Origin of the sequence: Herbaspirillum sp. CAH-3 (assembly GCF_009668275.1) — a bacterium.
In the GTDB taxonomy this organism is placed as follows: domain Bacteria; phylum Pseudomonadota; class Gammaproteobacteria; order Burkholderiales; family Burkholderiaceae_D; genus Herbaspirillum; species Herbaspirillum aquaticum.
Window position 1 is genome coordinate 132243 of the sequence record NZ_VSWE01000015.1, and the last position, 17186, is coordinate 149428.

Genomic DNA, 17186 nt, shown 5'->3' on the forward strand with positions numbered 1-17186 from the left:
TGTGTTGATTCGCTCGCGGATTTGACCGTCTCCCTTTGCCCCATCTTCCATCGCCTACCAAAGGCTGCCACACGGCCGTACGCCCCCTCATATCCCAGTTCTTTCAGATCCAGGAACATCTGTTTCGGGTTCTTCGTTGCTTGCGAGATTTAGCGGATTCAGCGCTCAGCCAAGCGGAGAACCTGGGAGCAAACTCATCAAGAGAGCCAGGCGAATGCCTTGCTGGGTATCCTGATTCGATCGCGTCTGACCGAATATAACTGTGAACCGTATTGCGGGAGATGTCCAGGCGGCGGGCGATTTCACAGATTGAGATCTGCTCTCTGATGTACCAACGTCGAGTAATTCCAAGTAGGGCCACGTTTGTCACTCCGTTCTCCCGCTCACTGTCATGAGCAGGATTGTGGTCTAAACATGGGCAAACTTAAGATGCAAAATTCCTGAGTGGATCACATTTCAATGCTATTCAACAACGCTTAATCACATTTTAGTCAGAAGAGACGACGAGACCAAGCGGCCGAAGTAGCTTCTTCATACCATCCGTACTCATCATTTCAATCTTAGGTGTCACTGTTGCGAACAACTCAAGCAGTTGATATTGCACGTAAACATTATCCGTTGCTATGACGTCCATAGTTACATCTGGTACTTTGGCAGTCACCACTCGGATCGAATGACTTCCCGCCTCAACTTTCAGCCGCGCAAACGTCATAGGCCCTAATTTAGCCTCCAGTTTCCCATCAACAAACACGTCCGATGCTTCACTTCGTTGTTGTGCGTAAGGGCGTACCACATAAATGTAGGAAGCCCCCGATTCAGCCCGTTGTAAGGATTTTGCCTGCGCCTCATGTTCGGCATCCTGTACCGGAACAGCGACACAGTGGCCTGCCTGTTGGAGAATAGTGCAGTGAACAAGCCCTTGGTGTTCGGTAGCGCAGCCGACCACGAAGAGGCAAACGGCGATCATGGATGTTTTCCCTAGCGACTCAGTTATTGTCGTCATTTCGAAATCCCCTCCTTTTGAGTGAACGTATGTGTATGGTGTCGATAAATTCAGGTGATCTTGGACACACTCAGTTACGCCTTGACGAACGTGCATTAAGCGATACGCTACGGGCATGACAAACATCGAAAGCAATGGAGCGGTAATCATACCGCCGACCATTGGCGTTGCAATCCGGCTCATGGCCTCGGAGCAGGCGCCGCTTCCCCACAGAATTGGAACCAGGCCCGCCAGGATGACGGCCACGGTCATCGCCTTTGCACGGCCCCTGAGCACGGCACCTTCGCGGATTGCATCCTCCAGTACCGGGACTGAGATAGCGCCTATGCATACAAACTTCCATCGCAAAAACTGATTTCACTGTGAACCCAGCGTTGCAAAAAAATCCGGAATTTGCATTACTGACTTGTAATCGACCGGCAATCTGTCTGTGCGACGCCGTTTTCTATAATTCATTTTAACGATTGGCCACCAAATGCCAATTAAAGCAGCTCCAGTATCGATGGAGCTTTCTGAAATGATTTATGGAGAATTGATATGACCCAAGCCACCACCCGTGTGTTCGCCTTCTCACTGCTGGCATTTGTAGCGAGTGCCGCGTTTGCTCAAAGCGGCACCCCTGAAGTCAATCAGCGCGATGCTGCTAACGTCGTAGCACGTAATAACTATCCGATCGTCCAGTTCGTCAGCACGAAGACCCGTGCTGATGTGCTCGCTGAGCTCCAGCAAGCCCAACGCGAGGGCTTGATCACGAATGGCAATGACTATCCGATCGTTCGTCAAGCATCCTCCCAAAAGACTCGTGCCGAAGTGCAGCATGAGGTGTCGACAGCTGGCAGTGTTGCATCCTCCCTGTATCAGGGCGCCTGACTTCATCCAGCGCCGGGATGTGTCGGTGCCTAACAATCTCCCCTGACTTGGCCACTGCCGCTCTGAACGGCAGTGGCATTTTTTTGCTATGGCGTATGTTGAATTTAGTCGCTAAAGCCTTTAGGCAGATCGGGGCGCAATTCTGGGGAAGTGCAAGGTAAAGCGCGTATTGCCCTGCGCTGACACCACGGATACATCCCCTTGGTGTGCTCGCATGATTGCCTTGGTAATGGATAGGCCTAGTCCAGCAGAATCGGAATCCATCTTGGTGCGAGATTTGTCGGCTCGGTAGAAGCGGTCAAACAAATGCGGCAGATGTTCGACCGGTATATCGGGCCCATTATTTTCGACTTGTACCAATGTGCCGTCCTCTGAACGCAGGAGCGCCACGACAATCGCGCCCCCCGGCGGCGTGTAGCGCATTGCATTGGATATCAGATTACTTAGGGCCCTACGTACCATCAACCGATCGCCTTTGATCAATGCCTCCCCAACAAGATTCATTCGAACATCTTTTTCCTCGGCCAATGCATCGTAAAAATCGAACAGTTCTGTAATTTCGTCATGCATATTAAGAGGTTCATAGCTGGGCAAGCTGATTCCGTTCTCAGTCTGCGCTAGAAAAAGCATGTCAGAGATCGTACGAGCCAGTCTCTGCAATTCTTCTGCATTTGATGACAGCGTATCCCGGTAGGCATCATTGCTGCGATGCTGGGTCAACACAACGTCCGTCTGGGTCAGCAAATTTGTAATGGGGGTGCGAAGTTCGTGGGCAATATCGGTCGAAAAATTGGTGATGCGATTGAAGTCGAGCTGAAGCCGTTCCAACATGGCGTTAAGCTTGCCAGCTAAATCTGCAATTTCAACTGGTAAAGTCTCGACCTGCATGCGCTCACCAAAATTATGCGAAGAGATCACCTGTACTTTGTCTGACATTGCGCGTAGCGGAGAAAGTCCGCGGCGGGCAGCCCACCAGCTCAACAGAACGACGATCAAGGCGGAACCGGCAATGTATATAACAAGCGTCGTCTGAAAATTGCGCATGAAATGGTCGTGCATCTCGGTATCGACAGCGACAATCACCTGTAAATTCCCTCCGCTCAGATCATCCCTCAATGGTGCTTTGATCGCCTGAAACTCCTGGTGACCGTTTATCGCCACCGCGAAGGAACGGCTGGAGGTAGCCTTTCGCGCTGCCGCGATGACCTGCTCGGCAGACTCGCCGAGCGTTGAATACAACGCTTTCCCGTCAGAAGAGCTAATATGAACGTAGAAGCCAGGATGGTTATGTAAGGCTTCGCCGAAAGTCGAGTTAATGGCGTTTGCGCCCCTCTCATCGACAACCATGCGGATAAGCTGCAGTTCCTTTTCCAGTAGCAGCTCGTCCTGATCCGTGAAGTGTTTGGCTACGGTGGAGATGATCAAGAGTCCCAGGCCCACCAGAACTGCCGTTGACGCAAGGGCAAATAATGCCGTCAGCCGAACCGTGAGGGAGCGTTGACGGATCATGTGGAACTTTCCACATGATCGGGCGCATCTAGGATATAGCCCACGCCCCGGACAGTCAAAATCAGCTTCTGCTCAAAGCCATCATCTACTTTCGCCCTCAGCCGTCGGATAGCCACATCGATTACGTTCGTGTCGCTATTGAAGTTGATATCCCATATCTGGGAGGCAATCAAGGAGCGCGGCAATACCTCGCCGCGGCGTCTGGCCAGGAATTCCAGCAGGGCAAATTCCTTGTTGGGGCGAATTGAGGAAACGGGAAAAATTGTACGCTAAGGCTTTTCGACGTTTCGCAAAGGCCGATACTGCCCTATTTCCAGTCGTTTGCTTTGCCGCCAGAGATAGTCTCCAGTCAGATTGATGTGCTCCCAGCCCAGTGGTGATAAGAATGACAACAGTGCATCGTCAATATCCTTTCCTTGCGCTCGCAACGCCTCAATGACGCGTTCCAGATATACCGTATTCCAAAGCACAATGGCGCCAGTGACGAGCGTCAGGCCGCTCGCACGGTAACGCTGCTGCTCATAGTTGCGGTCGCGGATCTCCCCCAGACGATTGAAGAAGATGGCGCGCGCCAAGGCATTTCTGGCTTCGCCCTTATTTAGGCCGGCATGTACTCTGCGGCGCAGCTCGACATCCTGAAGCCACTCCAGAATAAATAGCGTCCGTTCAATTCTCCCGAATTCCCGCAAGGCAACAGCAAGTCCGTTTTGGCGAGGGTAGCTACCGAGCTTGCGGATCATCAAGGAGGCAGTCACGGAACCCTGCTTGATTGATGTGGCGAGCCGCAATACTTCGTCCCAATGGGCACGTAGATGCTTAATGTTAAGCGTCCCTCCGATCATCGTCCTTAACGCATGGTAGTCCTGCTCTCTTGATGGCACATACAGCTTGGTATCGGCCAGATCTCGAATTCGTGGCGCAAACTTAAATCCGAGCAAATGCATCAACGCAAAGACGTGATCCGTAAAGCCAGCGGTATCTGTGTAATGCTCCTCGATGCGGAGTTCTGACTCGTGGTAAAGCAAGCCATCAAGAACGTAAGTCGAGTCGCGCACGCCGACGCTGATAGGCTTGCCGTAGAACGGCGAATACTGGTCGGTAATATGGGTATAGAAAAGGTGTCCTGGTTCGGTACCGTATTTGGGGTTGACATGCCCGGTGCTTTCAGCCTTCCCGCCGGCGCGAAATCGCTGAGCATCGGAAGAGGATGTCGTCCCACTACCCCAGTTCGCTGCGAAGGGATTGCGCAATTGAGCATTGGTTAATTCGGCCAGCCCGGCCGTATAGGTCTCATCCCGTATATGCCAAGCTTGTAACCACGAGAGCTTGGCGTAGGTCGTGCCAGGTGTGGAGTCGGCCATCTTGTTTAGGCCCAAGTTAATTGCGTCTGCCAAGATCGCAGAGAGCAATAGCGTACGATCTTTTGTGACCTCGCCGGACTTCAGGTGGGTGAAATGCCGAGTAAAGCCCGTCCAGTCATCAACCTCCATGAGTAATTCCGTAATCTTGACCCGAGGTAGGATCGCGCTTGCTTGATCAATCAGCGCCTGGGCGGACTCTGGTACCGCAGCATCAAGCGGGGTGATTTTTAGTCCGGAATCCGTAATGATGGCGTCGGGCAGTTCCTGCGCAAGTGCCAGATCATTCACCTTTTCCAGCTGCTCCTGAAGAAGTGCCAGGCGGCTTGTCAGGTAGCGATCGCAATCCGGCTCGATCGCCAATGGAAGTCCTGCATCCCGTCGCATGGCAGTAAATTTTTCGACCGGCAGAAGATAGTCTTCAAAATCCCTGAACTGACGAGAGCCCCTGACCCAAATGTCCCCGGAGCGCAAAGAATTCTTCAATTCCACAAGGACGCACATTTCGTAGAAGCGACGATCGATTCCATCGTCTGTGAGGACCAAGGGGCGCCAGCGTGCTTTGATAAAGTCGACTGGAGCATCTTCGGACACCTTCCTGGCACCCTTGAGGTTCATCTCTTTCACCACCTCAATCGCGTCGAGGACGCTCTGCGCGGCTGGCGCCGCCCGGAGCTCCAATACATCCAGAAATTCTGGGGTATAGCGACGCAAGGTATTGAAGTGCTCGCCCATCAAATACAGATGATCGAATGACTCAGGCTGCGCAAGATGTGCGGCCTCATCGATACTCTTGGCAAATTCCTCCCATGGCAATACGGCCTCGATCGCGTCGTACGGATCCATGCCAGCCAGCTTTGCTTCTACCAGTGCCTTGCCGATGCGGGTGTACAACAAGATTTTTTCGTTGATGGCCTTACCCTGCTGATGGAACCGCTGCTGGTGTTTGTTTTTGGCCGCATTGAACAGGCGCATGAGGATGCGGTCGTGAAGATCTACTATTTCATCGGTCACGGTTGCCATCCCCTCGATGGCAAGAGCTACCAGAGTGGCGTAACGCCGCTGATCTTCGAATCTGGACAAGTCGCGCGGCACCATCTGACCGCCTTCACGCGCTATCTTGAGTAAGCGATTCTGATGGACGTAACGACCGATCCCCTCTGGCAGATTCAACGCTTGGAACGCTTTAAGCCGTTCGATGTGCTCCATCATGAACCGGGAATTCGGTTTTCGAGGTGATTGCCGAAGCCAAGACAACATCGTCACGCCGGTGCCGGGGCGGTTTGTCAGCAGCACGTCCAAGCTGCGTCGATGGATATCAGAGAGCGGCTCTGTCAAAGTACGGTAAATCTTTTTGTTCGCGCGACTGATCCCCTCCGCGCATATCCGGTCGATCACAGATACTGCGGGTAGCATTACGCTGCGATTGCGCAACTGTTGTAATGCGTTGGTAGCAAGGACGACGGCCTTATCTGTCTGCGTTGCCAAGTCTGTCATTTGATGGACGAGGAACCGATAATCCGCCAGCCCGAACGGACGTACTGCCAGATAGCTTCGCAGCTCCTGAAGGTGTTCTCTACGCGTGGTATCTCTCTGAGCGTAATCGCCCCAAGTGTCCGGATTTGCTCGCACTTGACGGGCGACCCACTGCACCACATGAGCTGGCACCTCCCGGTCGTTACCGAACGCATATCCCGGAAACCGCAACATACAGAGCTGGACGGCGAAGCCGAGCCGGTTAGCATCGCCTCGACGTTGACGGATCAGGGCCAGATCTGTGTCGTTGAGCGTATAGTGCTGAATCAACTCGTCTTGTGACGCAGGGAGGGTAATCAGGCTCGCCTGTTCTGCGGCTGAAAGAATGGAGCGGCGTGGCATGTCAGTGAATTCCTCTTGAGGCGGGAAGTAGACTCTGCTTGCGGCATGAAGAGATTCGGAGCGACCTCTCCTGAACGGACGACACTAACTGGCGATTCTCATTTGAAAATTTTCACCGATGTGGAAAACGGTGAAAACTGTACGCTAAGGAATTCGCTAGATAATTGATTCCAGCAACCAGCGTGTCGCGCTAGCTATAGACCGCTTTTCAGGCCAGCAACGGGACATTGCATCAGCCGCTGAATGGTTGTCAATGGCAAGTTTTCACATTCGTGCGCATTGCTACTTCTGCGAGCCAACGCAAATCACGATATGAATAAATTGTGTGCACGAGATGTTATAAACTGTGGGACAAAATGTCGCAGAACGTGATCGGCTCTGATCAAAAAAGCTCTACTGAATAGCCGTGGCTTATATGAAAAAACGTCAAACCTACTCAACCATCCTCGAACGCGGCGGCAAAGTCTCATGGCCGAAGGCTTTGACGGACTGGAAGATTGGCCAACGGGTATTCCTGTCCATTCATGACGGTGCGATTGTGGTCACCACCCGACCATCGCGCTTGATGAAGGGCCGAATATTTTCCACGCGCATCAGCCGCAAATTCAGCAGCAAAAATTTCGCAGCTACCTGATAGCTATCAGGTAGTTCAAGATTGAGCCGGCTCAAGTTGTGACCGCTGTGGCTCTCCTTTAGTCACTAAAGGCCAACGAATTTCGCATGCGAAATTGTTCTTCGTACTGAACCACCCTGAAATCCCGAGGATCAAGTGGGCAAAATTCTCGTAGTCGACCTGGAAGCAACCTGCTCGGATGATGGCAGCATCATGCCGGAAGAGATGGAAATCATTGAAATCGGCGCCTGCTGGGCCACCGAAGGTGGTGTTGTGCTTGAACGGTTTCAGCACTTGGCCAGGCCGCTGGCGCGGCCAATACTCACGCCATTTTGCAAGCAACTAATCGGCATCACGCAAGAGGAAGTCGATCAGGCTCCTCTTTTTCCTGTCGCAGCCCTAGCGCTACAGGCCTTCGTCAACGACGTGGCGTCAGCAGATACTGTCTGGATGAGCTGGGGAAACTACGATCACAAACAACTTACCAGGGATGCCCAGCGCCATGGGATTGCTATGCCTTTGCTCATGCCGCATCAGAATGCCAAGAGATTGTTTGCGAAGGCACAGCGCATCGGCAAGGAGGTGGGCATGGTTCGGGCGTGTACGCTGACCGGCATCCCTTTGGAGGGGCAGCATCATCGTGGACTCGATGATGCCGTCAATATCGCCAAGCTGATGCCATGGGTATTAGGACATGCTAGGCTTTCTGGCCAGAGCCAAGCCAGCTCGGCGGTCTTATGAGGAAGCTCACGATGCCGTTCAACGTCTTCATCGATACCGAGTTCACCGATTTTCTTGATCCGCAGTTGATCAGTATTGGCCTGGTGGCCCAGAGTGGCGAAGAATTTTACGCCGAGCTTCCCTACGAGGTGCGTGAATGCAGCGAGTTCGTCAAAGCGGCCGTCCTTCCGCTCTTGGGATACGCACCTCACGCCGAGATGACCAAGGACGATCTCTATGTCCAGGTGACGAACTGGCTCAGGCTGGTAAGGCCGAAAGATAAAGAGGTCTTCATCTGCTACGATTACCAGACAGACTGGGATCTCTTTTACGATGCCTTAGACGGTCGTGTTCCGCCCTGGTGCAAGCGTCGTCTTGTTGCAGATCGCATCAACGAATTACTTCGGTACGAGTTTCATAAGCAGCATAAGCTGCCTGAGCATCACGCCCTCAATGATGCTCGAGCAAATTGTTACGCTTTCCGTGAAGCTCCTTCTAGTTCATCGTAGCCCTGAGCTGGCCGTTCGATCTTCACATCGTTGCGCGCTGATCCGTAATGCGACTGGACAGCTTCCAACAACCGACATCGGCCATCCCAGCACTTATACAGGAAATAGACTCCTATGATGCTGCCAGCGATGCTTGAGAGGGCGAATATCCAAAGTGATGCGTCGAAAACTTCGTCTAATCTAACTATGTAAGAAATCATCTTAAATGCGCAGGGTGGATACCCACCAATCATATGAAGCGACTTTGCATGAATTGCTCATTGAAGCAAAAAAGCATTCAATGAGCAGGCTGTAGGCTATCGATTGCTTGAGGGAAGCATCCGAATAAGGATCCCATCTTTCAGAATAATTTGATGGTAAAGAGCAGCACATACATGTACGCCAATCAGAGCTAATAGTGCCCAGACCGACGCAATATGCCAATCACCAATCGTCGCCAGCAGGTCGGAATTGGCCGGGAAGATTGCGGGGAGTCGCATCAATCCAAAGAAGGACAAGTTCCAGCCTCGTTCTGCAGCGTTCATCCATCCCAGGATGGGGGAGATTGCGAGGAGAAGGTAGAGTCCGCCGTGCACGAGCTTGGCAGCAGCAACGGTGAGCGTCAAATGCGGATGGAGCGGTTGCGGCGCCGGACTGATCAGACGCCAAACCAGTCTGGCCAGCATGACGAGGAGAACCAGCAATCCTACCGAGATGTGGAGACTGACCAATCCTTCGGGAGATTGCAGATCGTCCACATCTGGCATGGTCCACCCGATGGTGCATTGACCAATGATGAGCAGCACCGTGATCCAATGGAAAAACTTGGCAACGGGCGAATATTGTTCTTGAATACTGTTCGACATAATAGCTCCTTAGATTTCACTGACTTCGACTTCTATCTGACTCGCTAAATGGCTCGGGATACTGACCGCCACGCGCAAGCCGGAGCGATCAGACTCGTCACGGAAGCCTAGTGTGATGCTAGCCCCCAACCTGTCTGCGATGGCCTTCACGATCGACAAACCTAACCCAGAACCGATCTGATTGCTACCAAGCAGTCTGTGAAATGCCTCGAAGATGCGTGCCCGTTCGACCACAGGGATACCTGGTCCGCTGTCTTCCACAATCAAGACCACGTTTTCATCTTCAAATTCGAGTGCAAGATCCACCTTGCCTCCGTTTGGCGTATAGCGTACCGCGTTATCAGCAAGATTCCTGACGAGTGCAAACAGATCGAGTTCACCCACCAAAAGTCGTGCATCTCGCTGACCATCCACGCCGATATCGATTTGCTTGGACTCGGCCAATGGCATCAGGTCCTCCAACACGCGGCGATAAATGGTCTGGACGGAGATAGGCGTAGCCACGGCCGAAACGGATGATTGGGCTTTTGCCAACGCTAGCAGTTGATTGAGGAGGTTGCGGCCTCTGTCGATTCCCTCCCGTAATGCGCGCAGGCGTTGCCTTGCCTGTTCGGACATGTCGGCCTCTTCCAACCTTTCCGCCTGCAGAGAGATGGCCGTCATGGGAGAACGCAGTTCATGCGCGGCGTCCGCGACGAATCGCCGCTGCGAGGCCATGGATTGATCGATCCGACCAAGCAGTCGATTGATGGCTACTGCAAACGGTCTTACCTCGACAGGAAAATGACTCACCTCTACCGGATGCAATTGCTCATCCTGGCGTTGGTCTACTTCCTTGGATAGTGCCGCGATTGGACGGAACATCTTTCGGATCAGATCGGCCACAATCAACAACAGGACTGGAACCAGAAGCAAGAAAGGCATGATGGTCCTCAGTGCACCGTCTCTGGCAATTTCGTTGCGAAAATCGGATTCTTGGGCGACAGCGATGCGCTCTCCGCTAGGCATCGTCTGAACTAGCACCCGAAAATTTTCTCCCGCAGCATCAATATCGTGCAGGCCATCCATCAACGTGGACGAAAGAGGAAGTGCTTCTTCAGCATCTATTTCCGCTTTACTGGCGGAATAGCCAAGATGTTGAACAATGACGCGAGACTCTTCGTTCGAAGAAGCGTAACTGACCTCCGGTACAGGAGAAGCAGACGAAAGTCGCTGACGCTCCATCAGGTGAGCGATCTGACGAAGCATATCGTCTTGCAATTCGTGCGATTCATCTAGGGCGGAAACGAATGAAAATACCCCCGCCACTATGGCTACCAGTAAAATCGCCATGCAAAGTATGACGGAGAGCTTCAACTGAACCGATTCGTTCAGCCGGCTTTTGAGACCATCCATCCTACCCCCCTGACGTTCTTGATGATGTCGCCGCCAAGCTTCCTGCGCAAGGAATGGATTAAATACTCGACCGCATTGCTTTCGACTTCCTCGTTCCAGCCATATATTCTGTCTTCCAATTCGCTGCGCGACAGAATTGCTCCCGGACGCATCAATAATGCCTGGAGCAAAGCGAACTCACGGTTGGACAACTGTATCGAGCCCCCATCTCGCAGACTGGCCTCCTTGCTGGCCGGGTCGAGCGATAGCAGTCCATTGGTGAGTAAAGGAGAAGCGATTCCACCCTTGCGCCGCAAGACCGCGCGCATGCGGGCCAGCAGCTCGGCCATCTGAAAGGGCTTGAGGACGTAGTCATCTGCGCCGCCATCCAGTCCTTGCAAGCGATCATCAAGGCCATCACGCGCCGTGATGATGAGCAAGGGAATTGGAATGTCTTTTGCGCGTATGCTCCTCAACACATCTAACCCGTCCTTGCCAGGTAAGCCCAAATCCAGAAGAGCGATATCGTAGTGTTGGCTGGTGATGGTCGTGATGGCGATTTGTCCGTCCTTGATCCAATCTACCGCGTACGACGCATCCTTCAAAGCGGCCTGAATCGCCTCACCAATCATCGCGTCGTCTTCGACCAGCAATACTCGCATGTCGCCTCCATTGGAATGGTGTCAATGTGATGCCGTTGCCGCTCTTTGCCGGAAGACCAGCATGGCGCACAGCATGAATGCCAGCAATGCGATGGATGCACCGTAGCGGCTCAGAGCCAGGCCTCCCGCACTCAAAGGTTTATCGAGAAAGTCGCCCACCACGGCACCCAATGGCCGCGTCAGGATGAACGCTGCCCAGAATAGCAGGGTGCGAGAGATTTTTGTTCCGTAGTAGGCCAACACCAACAAAGCGAGCAGTCCACCGAAAATCGCAGCCGCGCCTGTATAGCCCATTCCCGCACTATCCGCTGTCCAGTCCCCGAGTGCCGTGCCCAATGTCTGCGAAAACATGATCGTGATCCAATAGAACATTTCTGCTCGCGGGCTGCTTACTGTGTTCACGGAAACAGAGCCGAGCGTACGCTTCCAAAGTAACAGTGATGCTAGTAAAAGCGCGGACAACAAGGTAGTGCCACCGGTGTAACCGATCCCCAACGAACGATCAGAAAAATCAGCCAGCGTTGTACCGACAGTGGTGGTGGCGATAATCGTGATCCAATAGATCAAGGGATGGAAATTTTTTGACTTGATCTGGTACGCCACTGCAATCACAAAGAACGCAGCGAAGATGCCTGTACTGGTCAGATAGCCAAGGTTCATCGACATGGAGGCCGCATCACCTCCAGTTTCGCCAAGCGTTGTGGCGGCGATCTTGATGAGCCAGAATCCCAGTGTCACTTCCGGCACTTTTGCCAATACATTTTCAGAATATGTTTTCATCTATCTTCTTTCGAAATTGATTTCAGATGCAGCAGTTCGTCGAGCCAATGTTTGATCGGCCGCAGATGTTCAGGCTGATCGCTGTCTGCAGGTGCCGACCTGTGCGGCGGCGACCAGCATGATGATGACCGCCAGAAACAACGCACTGATCCACATCGTTCCCATTCCCAAGCCGCCGTCTGCCTTGTTTTGTGTCAGCAGATCGCCCAGCGCTGCGCCGAAAGGTCTTGTCAAGATATAGCCAATCCAGAAGCTGGAAACCGCATTGCCACCCCGACGCCAGGCGAGGTAAGTGATTGCGATCAGTGTACCGAAGGTCATCGCACCCCAGGCAAATCCCAGGCCCAATGCTTCCGTTGCTAGGTCACCGGCAGCCGTGCCCAGAGCGAAGGTGCACAGGATGGCGGCCCAATAGAATAGCTCTCTGCGGCGCGAGACGATATGGTGGATGGAAAGGCTGTGCTCGACGCGATACCACACGAAGAAGATCAGCGCGAGCAACACTGAAAAGATACCGGTGCTGATATACAAGCTAATACCCAGGCTATCGGTCATGAGATCGGTAATCTGGGTACCCACGATGCTGACCAGTATCACGCTCATCCAATAGAGCCAAGGGATATGACGGCGGGTCTTCAACTGGGCAAAAAGAATGATTGCAAGGATGGTTGCCATGATCGCACTGGTGATTGCCTGACCCCATCCAACATTGAAGGCCAGAAAATCCGCCCCGGTCTCGCCGACCGTAGTGGACATGATCTTGATGATCCAGAACGACAACCCGATTTCGGGAACCTTGTTCATGCAGTACTGGTCGAGCTTGACTTGTTGGCTGTCCATGTTGCTCTCCTCATGAAGTCCGAATGTTGAGAAGTCTGAGTGTTTGGACTTAGCTCTCACTTAGGTGGTGCCACGAACCCATCCTTTCACGATGAACCTAGAGAGGACACGGCAATGAATACGGATCGCCACGTTGTAGACGGAATCAAGACACCCATGAGGAAGACGCTGAATGAGGGTGGTGCTAAGCATCGCTACGATGGCGGCACCTGCCATGTCGAACGGGAAGTGCACGCCGAGATAGATACGCGCCCAGGCCAAGGGTATGCCTAGCATACCGAGAACAATCCCCGAGAACCTCAACGAAGGATTGAGCAGGAAACTGAAGGCTACCGCCCACCATAGAGACAGATGATCGCTGGGAAAAGAGGAGTCGGCAGCGTGCGAGATCAGTGTGTGACCCAGTCCGATCATGAAAGGACGAGGATGCCACCAGATCATGCCGATCAACTGATTCGTCAACAATGCAGTCAGACCGGCTGCGGTCGCGGCAAGCATGGCTCTTCGCTGAGGCGCATCGCCCCATAACCAGACTAGGGCAATCACAAGCGGAACGATCCAGATCTGGAATGTTGCGATGACTGCGGCCAAGTCGACCGAAATCTGACTGGGATGGTCAGGGGCATTCAGCCACAAGAAGAGAATCCTATTGATATTTTCCATGGTGGTGCTTTGGTAGTGAACGATAGCGGGCGGTCGACCTGATGATTGCTTGCATCGGTCACGACACGTGATTTTTTGCAAAATGAGCAGGAAGATTACGCTGCCGTGAGAATGTATCCCGGAAAACTTAGCCGAGACTGAGCCCACATGAGGCATGTAAAACATGGCCGCTGAAGCTAGATAGCAGATATCTACGCGGCCTAAGAGCTGGCTAAGTCTTGGGCAGTAGGCTCATGCGGCCAGAATTATTATCTGGCAACATCCATCAACCATAGGAGCCATCCATGACTTCAGCGATCAGCAGTCTCTCCAGTAGCTTTTACAACAATGTTGTGGCGGCCAATCCGCGCTAGAACGCCGGCAAAGTCGATAGTGACGGGGATCATGACAATAGTCGCCCGGGTGAAGTCGAAAAGGCCAAGCCGATGTCGGGAACCCTGGGCACGATGATCGATACGCACGCTTAAAGCAGCAAACCGGCCATTTGGAATTTGAATGGCCGGTACAGGAGCAACACTGCTACGAAATGCCATAACCGCATTGTGTATCAAGGTTATCTAAGTACGAGGGCTCAACGGCAATACGCATGGTAATATCCTATCCCCCTGGATAGGATATTACCATTATGAGCACACATAGCTCTCACCCCGACATCATCAAGCGCTTAAAGCGCGCCGAAGGCCATCTACGGAGCATCATTGACATGATGGAAACCAAGGGGTCTCTTTGATTCCCGTGCAATTTGCGACGGTAGGTGGATCCAGAGCTGACGCGGCTTTCCGGTCGATTGCATTCAATTTTTCTTTTTAAATCAGTTACTTGCTGACTGGTCTGTTTTCCCCTCCCAACGCTCCCTTTCTTCTTGCGCTGCACTTGCACCTCCGGCATTCCAGTCGACGCTAGGCTCGTTTCGCAACGATAATATTAGTTATCCTTTATTTATAAATTTAAAACTTACGGTTTTAGCTTTTATAACGCTAGAAATGTATGTAATACTCTTGAAATATCCTCTTTTGGAGCCCCTATGCCGCGCGCCTCCATTGCCTCTCCCGCTCAGATCCGCTCTACCATCCTGGCGATGCTCGCTGAAGCCCACGACGCTAGTCCCGCGACCCGTGAGCGCTTCCGACGAGTTGTGTCCGTCCGCAAGCTCAAGGATCGCCTCGGCGGCGGTGACCCAGCGACGTTGGGGCGTGCGATAAATGCAATCGAATCCGAAATCGTCACAGCGGGCCTGGCGGATATCGCCATGCCCGACATTCCGAACGAGATTGCCGAGCTCATGCGGCAGCTCTGGCATGCGGCGGTGGCCACGCAATTGGATGAGGTGGTGAAGCTCAAAGCTGAAGCGCAGCAATCCGTCGCGGCCGCCGACTCAGCTACGGCCGAGGCCAATATGCGGGTGGATATGCTCCGAGAGGAATTAGATGCGGCGCGTACCCTGCTGGCAGGCCGCGACGCCGAGCTAGCGCAAGCACGTGCCGATCTGTCCGTCGCGCGTGATCAGATGTCCTCCCTGGAAGAAAAATCAAAGCAGGCACAAGCGATCTCGCAAGCGCTACGCGACCAGGTCGCCGCCCTTGAGCGGTCACAGCAGGAAAGTCTCTCTGCAGCTCAGCACCGGTACGAGGGATTGTCCAAGCAACTGCTGCAGGAGACCGCGCAACAGCGGCAAGCACTACAGCAGGAACAGAGTCGTTTGGCCTCTCAACTTAAATTCGCAGAGCGTCGCATGGCATCGCTTGAAGAATCGCTCGCGCACGCAGAGGCTGACGCTGGTGCCGAACGAGACAAGCGACAGACCGCCGTCGGCGAAGCCAACGCGTTAAGAGCGGTCAATGCCAGCCAGCGGGCTCAGCTTGACGAGTTAATGCGCGCTACGCTGTCGAAGACCGCATCGTCAAACCGTCGATCTGTCGCGCCCAGCGAAAAGCCGGGGAGCAAGCGCGCGGCACCACGTCGCAAAGGAGAGTAAGCATGGCCCGATGGTTGGATCATGGCGTGATGCCGCCCGTCCTCGTGCCAGAGACGGTAGATGCCGCGCTGACCTACCTTACGCATGCATTGGGTCATCCTTGCTATGAGCGATGGACCCTACGCAGGGTAAAACAAGCCTTTCCCTCGTTGCGTGAAGCTAAAACAGCCAAGCCGATACTGTTTAATCTGCTTCTTGATCATTCCGAAGCGGTCGAATGGTGGGAAAGCGGTCGACTTCGTACTGCTGAAGTGAGCAGCGCACCCGCGCCGGCAGATGTGATGGAGCGCCTCCTGCGTGGCCATCGGCAGCGGTTCCGCCTGCAAGAACAGGGCACGCAGCTTACGCCAGACCGCGAAGAGGACCACAACTGGCTCGCTATAATTGATCCTCACCATGGAGCTTCGCTGTCGACGTGGTTGTCACGCGGGGGGCGCTTCGTCAATGGCGAGTCCTCCACGAATACCTTGGCTGTCCAGAACGATACCCTGGCGACTTCGCTGTTCTTGCGAGATCGGGCAAGTCGATCTCGCCACACTCTACGCGCCTACGCGGCCGACCTACGGCGACTTATTGGTTGGTGCCGCGACCATGATCTTGGCCCGCTTTCTGACCTTACCAGGAACGATTTACTGCGCTATAGAGATTACCTAGGTAGACCACGCATGAGCATTAATATTGATGGCCAGCAGCGCGTTATTGCCGTCGGCGACCGATCTCAGGCTCGCGCACTTGCTGTCGCGGCGAGCCTCTATCAATACTGGTTTGATACCGGTTATCTGATAGCGAATCCGGCCTCGGGCTTGGTTGTCGGCCACCAGGCAAGAAATGCATTTGCACCCAAACGGTTTTTGCCTGCCGCAGCACTTTGCGCATGCGACGCGTGGATGAATAAATGGGTCGAGGCACCTGATATTGCCATGTTGCGCCGCCGGGCGATCTGGGTACTGTATCGATACGGTGGGATTCGGCTCGCAGAGCTCGCGTGGGAAATCGAGACTAATCTGCCCCGTATAGCAGTTGACATGGATGGACAGTGGACCTTGTATGTGGACGGTAAAGGCAACAAACCTAGGGCTATACCCCTACCTAGCATTATCATCGAACCCGTTTCCGCCTATCGATCTGCTCGCGGCCTGCCGCCTGCTCCGGCCGCACATGAAGTGCTGCCCCTAATTCATGGGCTCAAGGGGGGAACGCTACGCGAAGCAGGACTGTACAGTGAGGTCAAGGCCATTTTTACATCGGTCGCGGCCACACTTGAGACCGCCGATCCGGCGCAAGCTTCACTGCTGAACGCCGCCTCGCCCCATTGGTTACGCCACGCCTATGCCAAAGCCCTGGTAGTCGATCATCAGGTGCCACTGCCCGTTGCACAGGCATTATTGGGTCACGCATCGGTGCAGACCACCGCTGCTTATTCCAAGACGGATCTGACTCAGCTGCGAGCTTTCGTGAACTCCAGCTTTAATACGTGATTCGCCACCGGCGGCGTACGATCAGTCCGCAACCTGACAAACCTGATCCACGCAAAATTTTCCGCTCTCAAGATGAGGGTTTCACAACGATATGTCATTGTCGGTATAG

15 protein-coding genes and 3 pseudogenes are annotated in these 17186 nt (G+C 53.5%); 7 read left to right on the plus strand and 11 right to left on the minus strand.

Annotation, left to right across the window (positions count from 1 at the left end):
* Positions 1–1096: 1096 nt before the first annotated feature.
* A pseudogene (locus FYB76_RS26695) lies at positions 1097–1306 on the minus strand (efflux RND transporter permease subunit); the annotation flags it as partial.
* 234 nt (positions 1307–1540) lie between these two features.
* Here FYB76_RS26695 and FYB76_RS19950 point away from each other — a divergent pair.
* Positions 1541–1873: a DUF4148 domain-containing protein gene (locus FYB76_RS19950; protein WP_154134780.1), complete on the plus strand. Its 333-nt coding sequence runs from the start codon at positions 1541–1543 to the stop codon at positions 1871–1873.
* 120 nt (positions 1874–1993) lie between these two features.
* Here FYB76_RS19950 and FYB76_RS19955 read toward each other — a convergent pair whose 3' ends face one another.
* From FYB76_RS19955 to FYB76_RS19965, 3 genes and pseudogenes are all read right to left on the minus strand, one after another.
* Positions 1994–3382 (minus strand): heavy metal sensor histidine kinase, encoded by a 1389-nt coding sequence (locus tag FYB76_RS19955; protein ID WP_154134781.1) that lies wholly within the window; start codon positions 3380–3382, stop codon positions 1994–1996.
* Positions 3379–3618: pseudogene (locus FYB76_RS19960) on the minus strand (winged helix-turn-helix domain-containing protein); the annotation flags it as partial. The gene FYB76_RS19955 and the pseudogene FYB76_RS19960, both read right to left, overlap by 4 nt.
* Positions 3619–3651: 33 nt before the next feature.
* Positions 3652–6618, minus strand: coding sequence for a Tn3 family transposase (locus FYB76_RS19965; RefSeq protein WP_154134782.1), 2967 nt, complete (start codon positions 6616–6618; stop codon positions 3652–3654).
* 406 nt (positions 6619–7024) lie between these two features.
* Here FYB76_RS19965 and FYB76_RS19970 point away from each other — a divergent pair, with 406 nt between their 5' ends.
* The 3 genes from FYB76_RS19970 (at position 7025) to FYB76_RS19980 (ending at position 8460) form a co-directional block, all read left to right on the plus strand.
* Positions 7025–7252, plus strand: coding sequence for a hypothetical protein (locus FYB76_RS19970; protein WP_195724681.1), 228 nt, complete (start codon positions 7025–7027; stop codon positions 7250–7252).
* A gap of 135 nt (positions 7253–7387) precedes the next feature.
* Positions 7388–7972, plus strand: a complete 585-nt coding sequence (locus FYB76_RS19975; RefSeq protein ID WP_299531413.1) for a 3'-5' exonuclease — start codon at positions 7388–7390, stop codon at positions 7970–7972.
* Between the two features lie 11 nt (positions 7973–7983).
* The gene (locus FYB76_RS19980) at positions 7984–8460 is read left to right on the plus strand and encodes a 3'-5' exoribonuclease (protein WP_039789627.1); all 477 of its coding nucleotides are present in this window, start codon (positions 7984–7986) and stop codon (positions 8458–8460) included.
* A gap of 296 nt (positions 8461–8756) precedes the next feature.
* Here the strand turns inward: FYB76_RS19980 and FYB76_RS19985 are convergent, their stop codons facing one another.
* The 7 genes from FYB76_RS19985 to FYB76_RS20015 form a co-directional block, all read right to left on the minus strand.
* Positions 8757–9305: a cytochrome b gene (locus FYB76_RS19985; RefSeq protein ID WP_154134784.1), complete on the minus strand. Its 549-nt coding sequence runs from the start codon at positions 9303–9305 to the stop codon at positions 8757–8759.
* 9 nt (positions 9306–9314) lie between these two features.
* Positions 9315–10700: an ATP-binding protein gene (locus FYB76_RS19990; RefSeq protein WP_039788076.1), complete on the minus strand. Its 1386-nt coding sequence runs from the start codon at positions 10698–10700 to the stop codon at positions 9315–9317.
* Positions 10676–11341: a response regulator transcription factor gene (locus FYB76_RS19995; RefSeq protein ID WP_039788075.1), complete on the minus strand. Its 666-nt coding sequence runs from the start codon at positions 11339–11341 to the stop codon at positions 10676–10678. Before FYB76_RS19995 ends, FYB76_RS19990 begins: the two co-directional genes overlap by 25 nt.
* Before the next feature lie 21 nt (positions 11342–11362).
* The gene (locus tag FYB76_RS20000; protein WP_039788073.1) at positions 11363–12121 is read right to left on the minus strand and encodes a membrane protein; all 759 of its coding nucleotides are present in this window, start codon (positions 12119–12121) and stop codon (positions 11363–11365) included.
* 69 nt (positions 12122–12190) lie between these two features.
* Positions 12191–12961 carry a membrane protein gene (locus tag FYB76_RS20005; RefSeq protein ID WP_039788071.1) on the minus strand — a complete coding sequence of 257 codons (771 nt, stop codon included), beginning with the start codon at positions 12959–12961 and terminating at the stop codon, positions 12191–12193.
* 60 nt (positions 12962–13021) lie between these two features.
* The gene (locus FYB76_RS20010) at positions 13022–13624 is read right to left on the minus strand and encodes a phosphatase PAP2 family protein (protein ID WP_039789625.1); all 603 of its coding nucleotides are present in this window, start codon (positions 13622–13624) and stop codon (positions 13022–13024) included.
* Between the two features lie 290 nt (positions 13625–13914).
* Complete coding sequence (locus FYB76_RS20015; RefSeq protein ID WP_154134785.1) at positions 13915–14157, minus strand: hypothetical protein; 243 nt, start codon at positions 14155–14157, stop codon at positions 13915–13917.
* Positions 14158–14249: 92 nt separating this feature from the next.
* On the opposite strand from FYB76_RS20015, the pseudogene FYB76_RS20020 reads away from it, so the two are divergent.
* The 3 genes and pseudogenes from FYB76_RS20020 to FYB76_RS20030 form a co-directional block, all read left to right on the plus strand.
* A pseudogene (locus FYB76_RS20020) lies at positions 14250–14336 on the plus strand (metal-sensing transcriptional repressor); the annotation flags it as partial.
* 312 nt (positions 14337–14648) lie between these two features.
* Positions 14649–15599 carry a DNA-binding protein gene (locus FYB76_RS20025; RefSeq protein ID WP_154134787.1) on the plus strand — a complete coding sequence of 317 codons (951 nt, stop codon included), beginning with the start codon at positions 14649–14651 and terminating at the stop codon, positions 15597–15599.
* A gap of 2 nt (positions 15600–15601) precedes the next feature.
* Positions 15602–17077 carry a tyrosine-type recombinase/integrase gene (locus FYB76_RS20030; protein WP_154134788.1) on the plus strand — a complete coding sequence of 492 codons (1476 nt, stop codon included), beginning with the start codon at positions 15602–15604 and terminating at the stop codon, positions 17075–17077.
* Positions 17078–17186 lie beyond the last annotated feature (109 nt).

What these genes read in the sequence shown, in the direction of transcription:
- FYB76_RS19995 (WP_039788075.1), bottom strand. Translation starts at nt 11,341, where the DNA reads ATGCGAGTATTGCTGGTCGAAGACGACGCGATGATTGGTGAGGCGATT.
- FYB76_RS19965 (WP_154134782.1), bottom strand. Translation starts at nt 6,618, where the DNA reads ATGCCACGCCGCTCCATTCTTTCAGCCGCAGAACAGGCGAGCCTGATT.
- FYB76_RS19980 (WP_039789627.1), top strand. Translation starts at nt 7,984, where the DNA reads ATGCCGTTCAACGTCTTCATCGATACCGAGTTCACCGATTTTCTTGAT.
- FYB76_RS19985 (WP_154134784.1), bottom strand. Translation starts at nt 9,305, where the DNA reads ATGTCGAACAGTATTCAAGAACAATATTCGCCCGTTGCCAAGTTTTTC.
- FYB76_RS20010 (WP_039789625.1), bottom strand. Translation starts at nt 13,624, where the DNA reads ATGGAAAATATCAATAGGATTCTCTTCTTGTGGCTGAATGCCCCTGAC.
- FYB76_RS20000 (WP_039788073.1), bottom strand. Translation starts at nt 12,121, where the DNA reads ATGAAAACATATTCTGAAAATGTATTGGCAAAAGTGCCGGAAGTGACA.
- FYB76_RS20005 (WP_039788071.1), bottom strand. Translation starts at nt 12,961, where the DNA reads ATGGACAGCCAACAAGTCAAGCTCGACCAGTACTGCATGAACAAGGTT.
- FYB76_RS20025 (WP_154134787.1), top strand. Translation starts at nt 14,649, where the DNA reads ATGCCGCGCGCCTCCATTGCCTCTCCCGCTCAGATCCGCTCTACCATC.
- FYB76_RS19955 (WP_154134781.1), bottom strand. Translation starts at nt 3,382, where the DNA reads ATGATCCGTCAACGCTCCCTCACGGTTCGGCTGACGGCATTATTTGCC.
- FYB76_RS20030 (WP_154134788.1), top strand. Translation starts at nt 15,602, where the DNA reads ATGGCCCGATGGTTGGATCATGGCGTGATGCCGCCCGTCCTCGTGCCA.
- FYB76_RS19990 (WP_039788076.1), bottom strand. Translation starts at nt 10,700, where the DNA reads ATGGATGGTCTCAAAAGCCGGCTGAACGAATCGGTTCAGTTGAAGCTC.
- FYB76_RS20015 (WP_154134785.1), bottom strand. Translation starts at nt 14,157, where the DNA reads ATGGCATTTCGTAGCAGTGTTGCTCCTGTACCGGCCATTCAAATTCCA.
- FYB76_RS19950 (WP_154134780.1), top strand. Translation starts at nt 1,541, where the DNA reads ATGACCCAAGCCACCACCCGTGTGTTCGCCTTCTCACTGCTGGCATTT.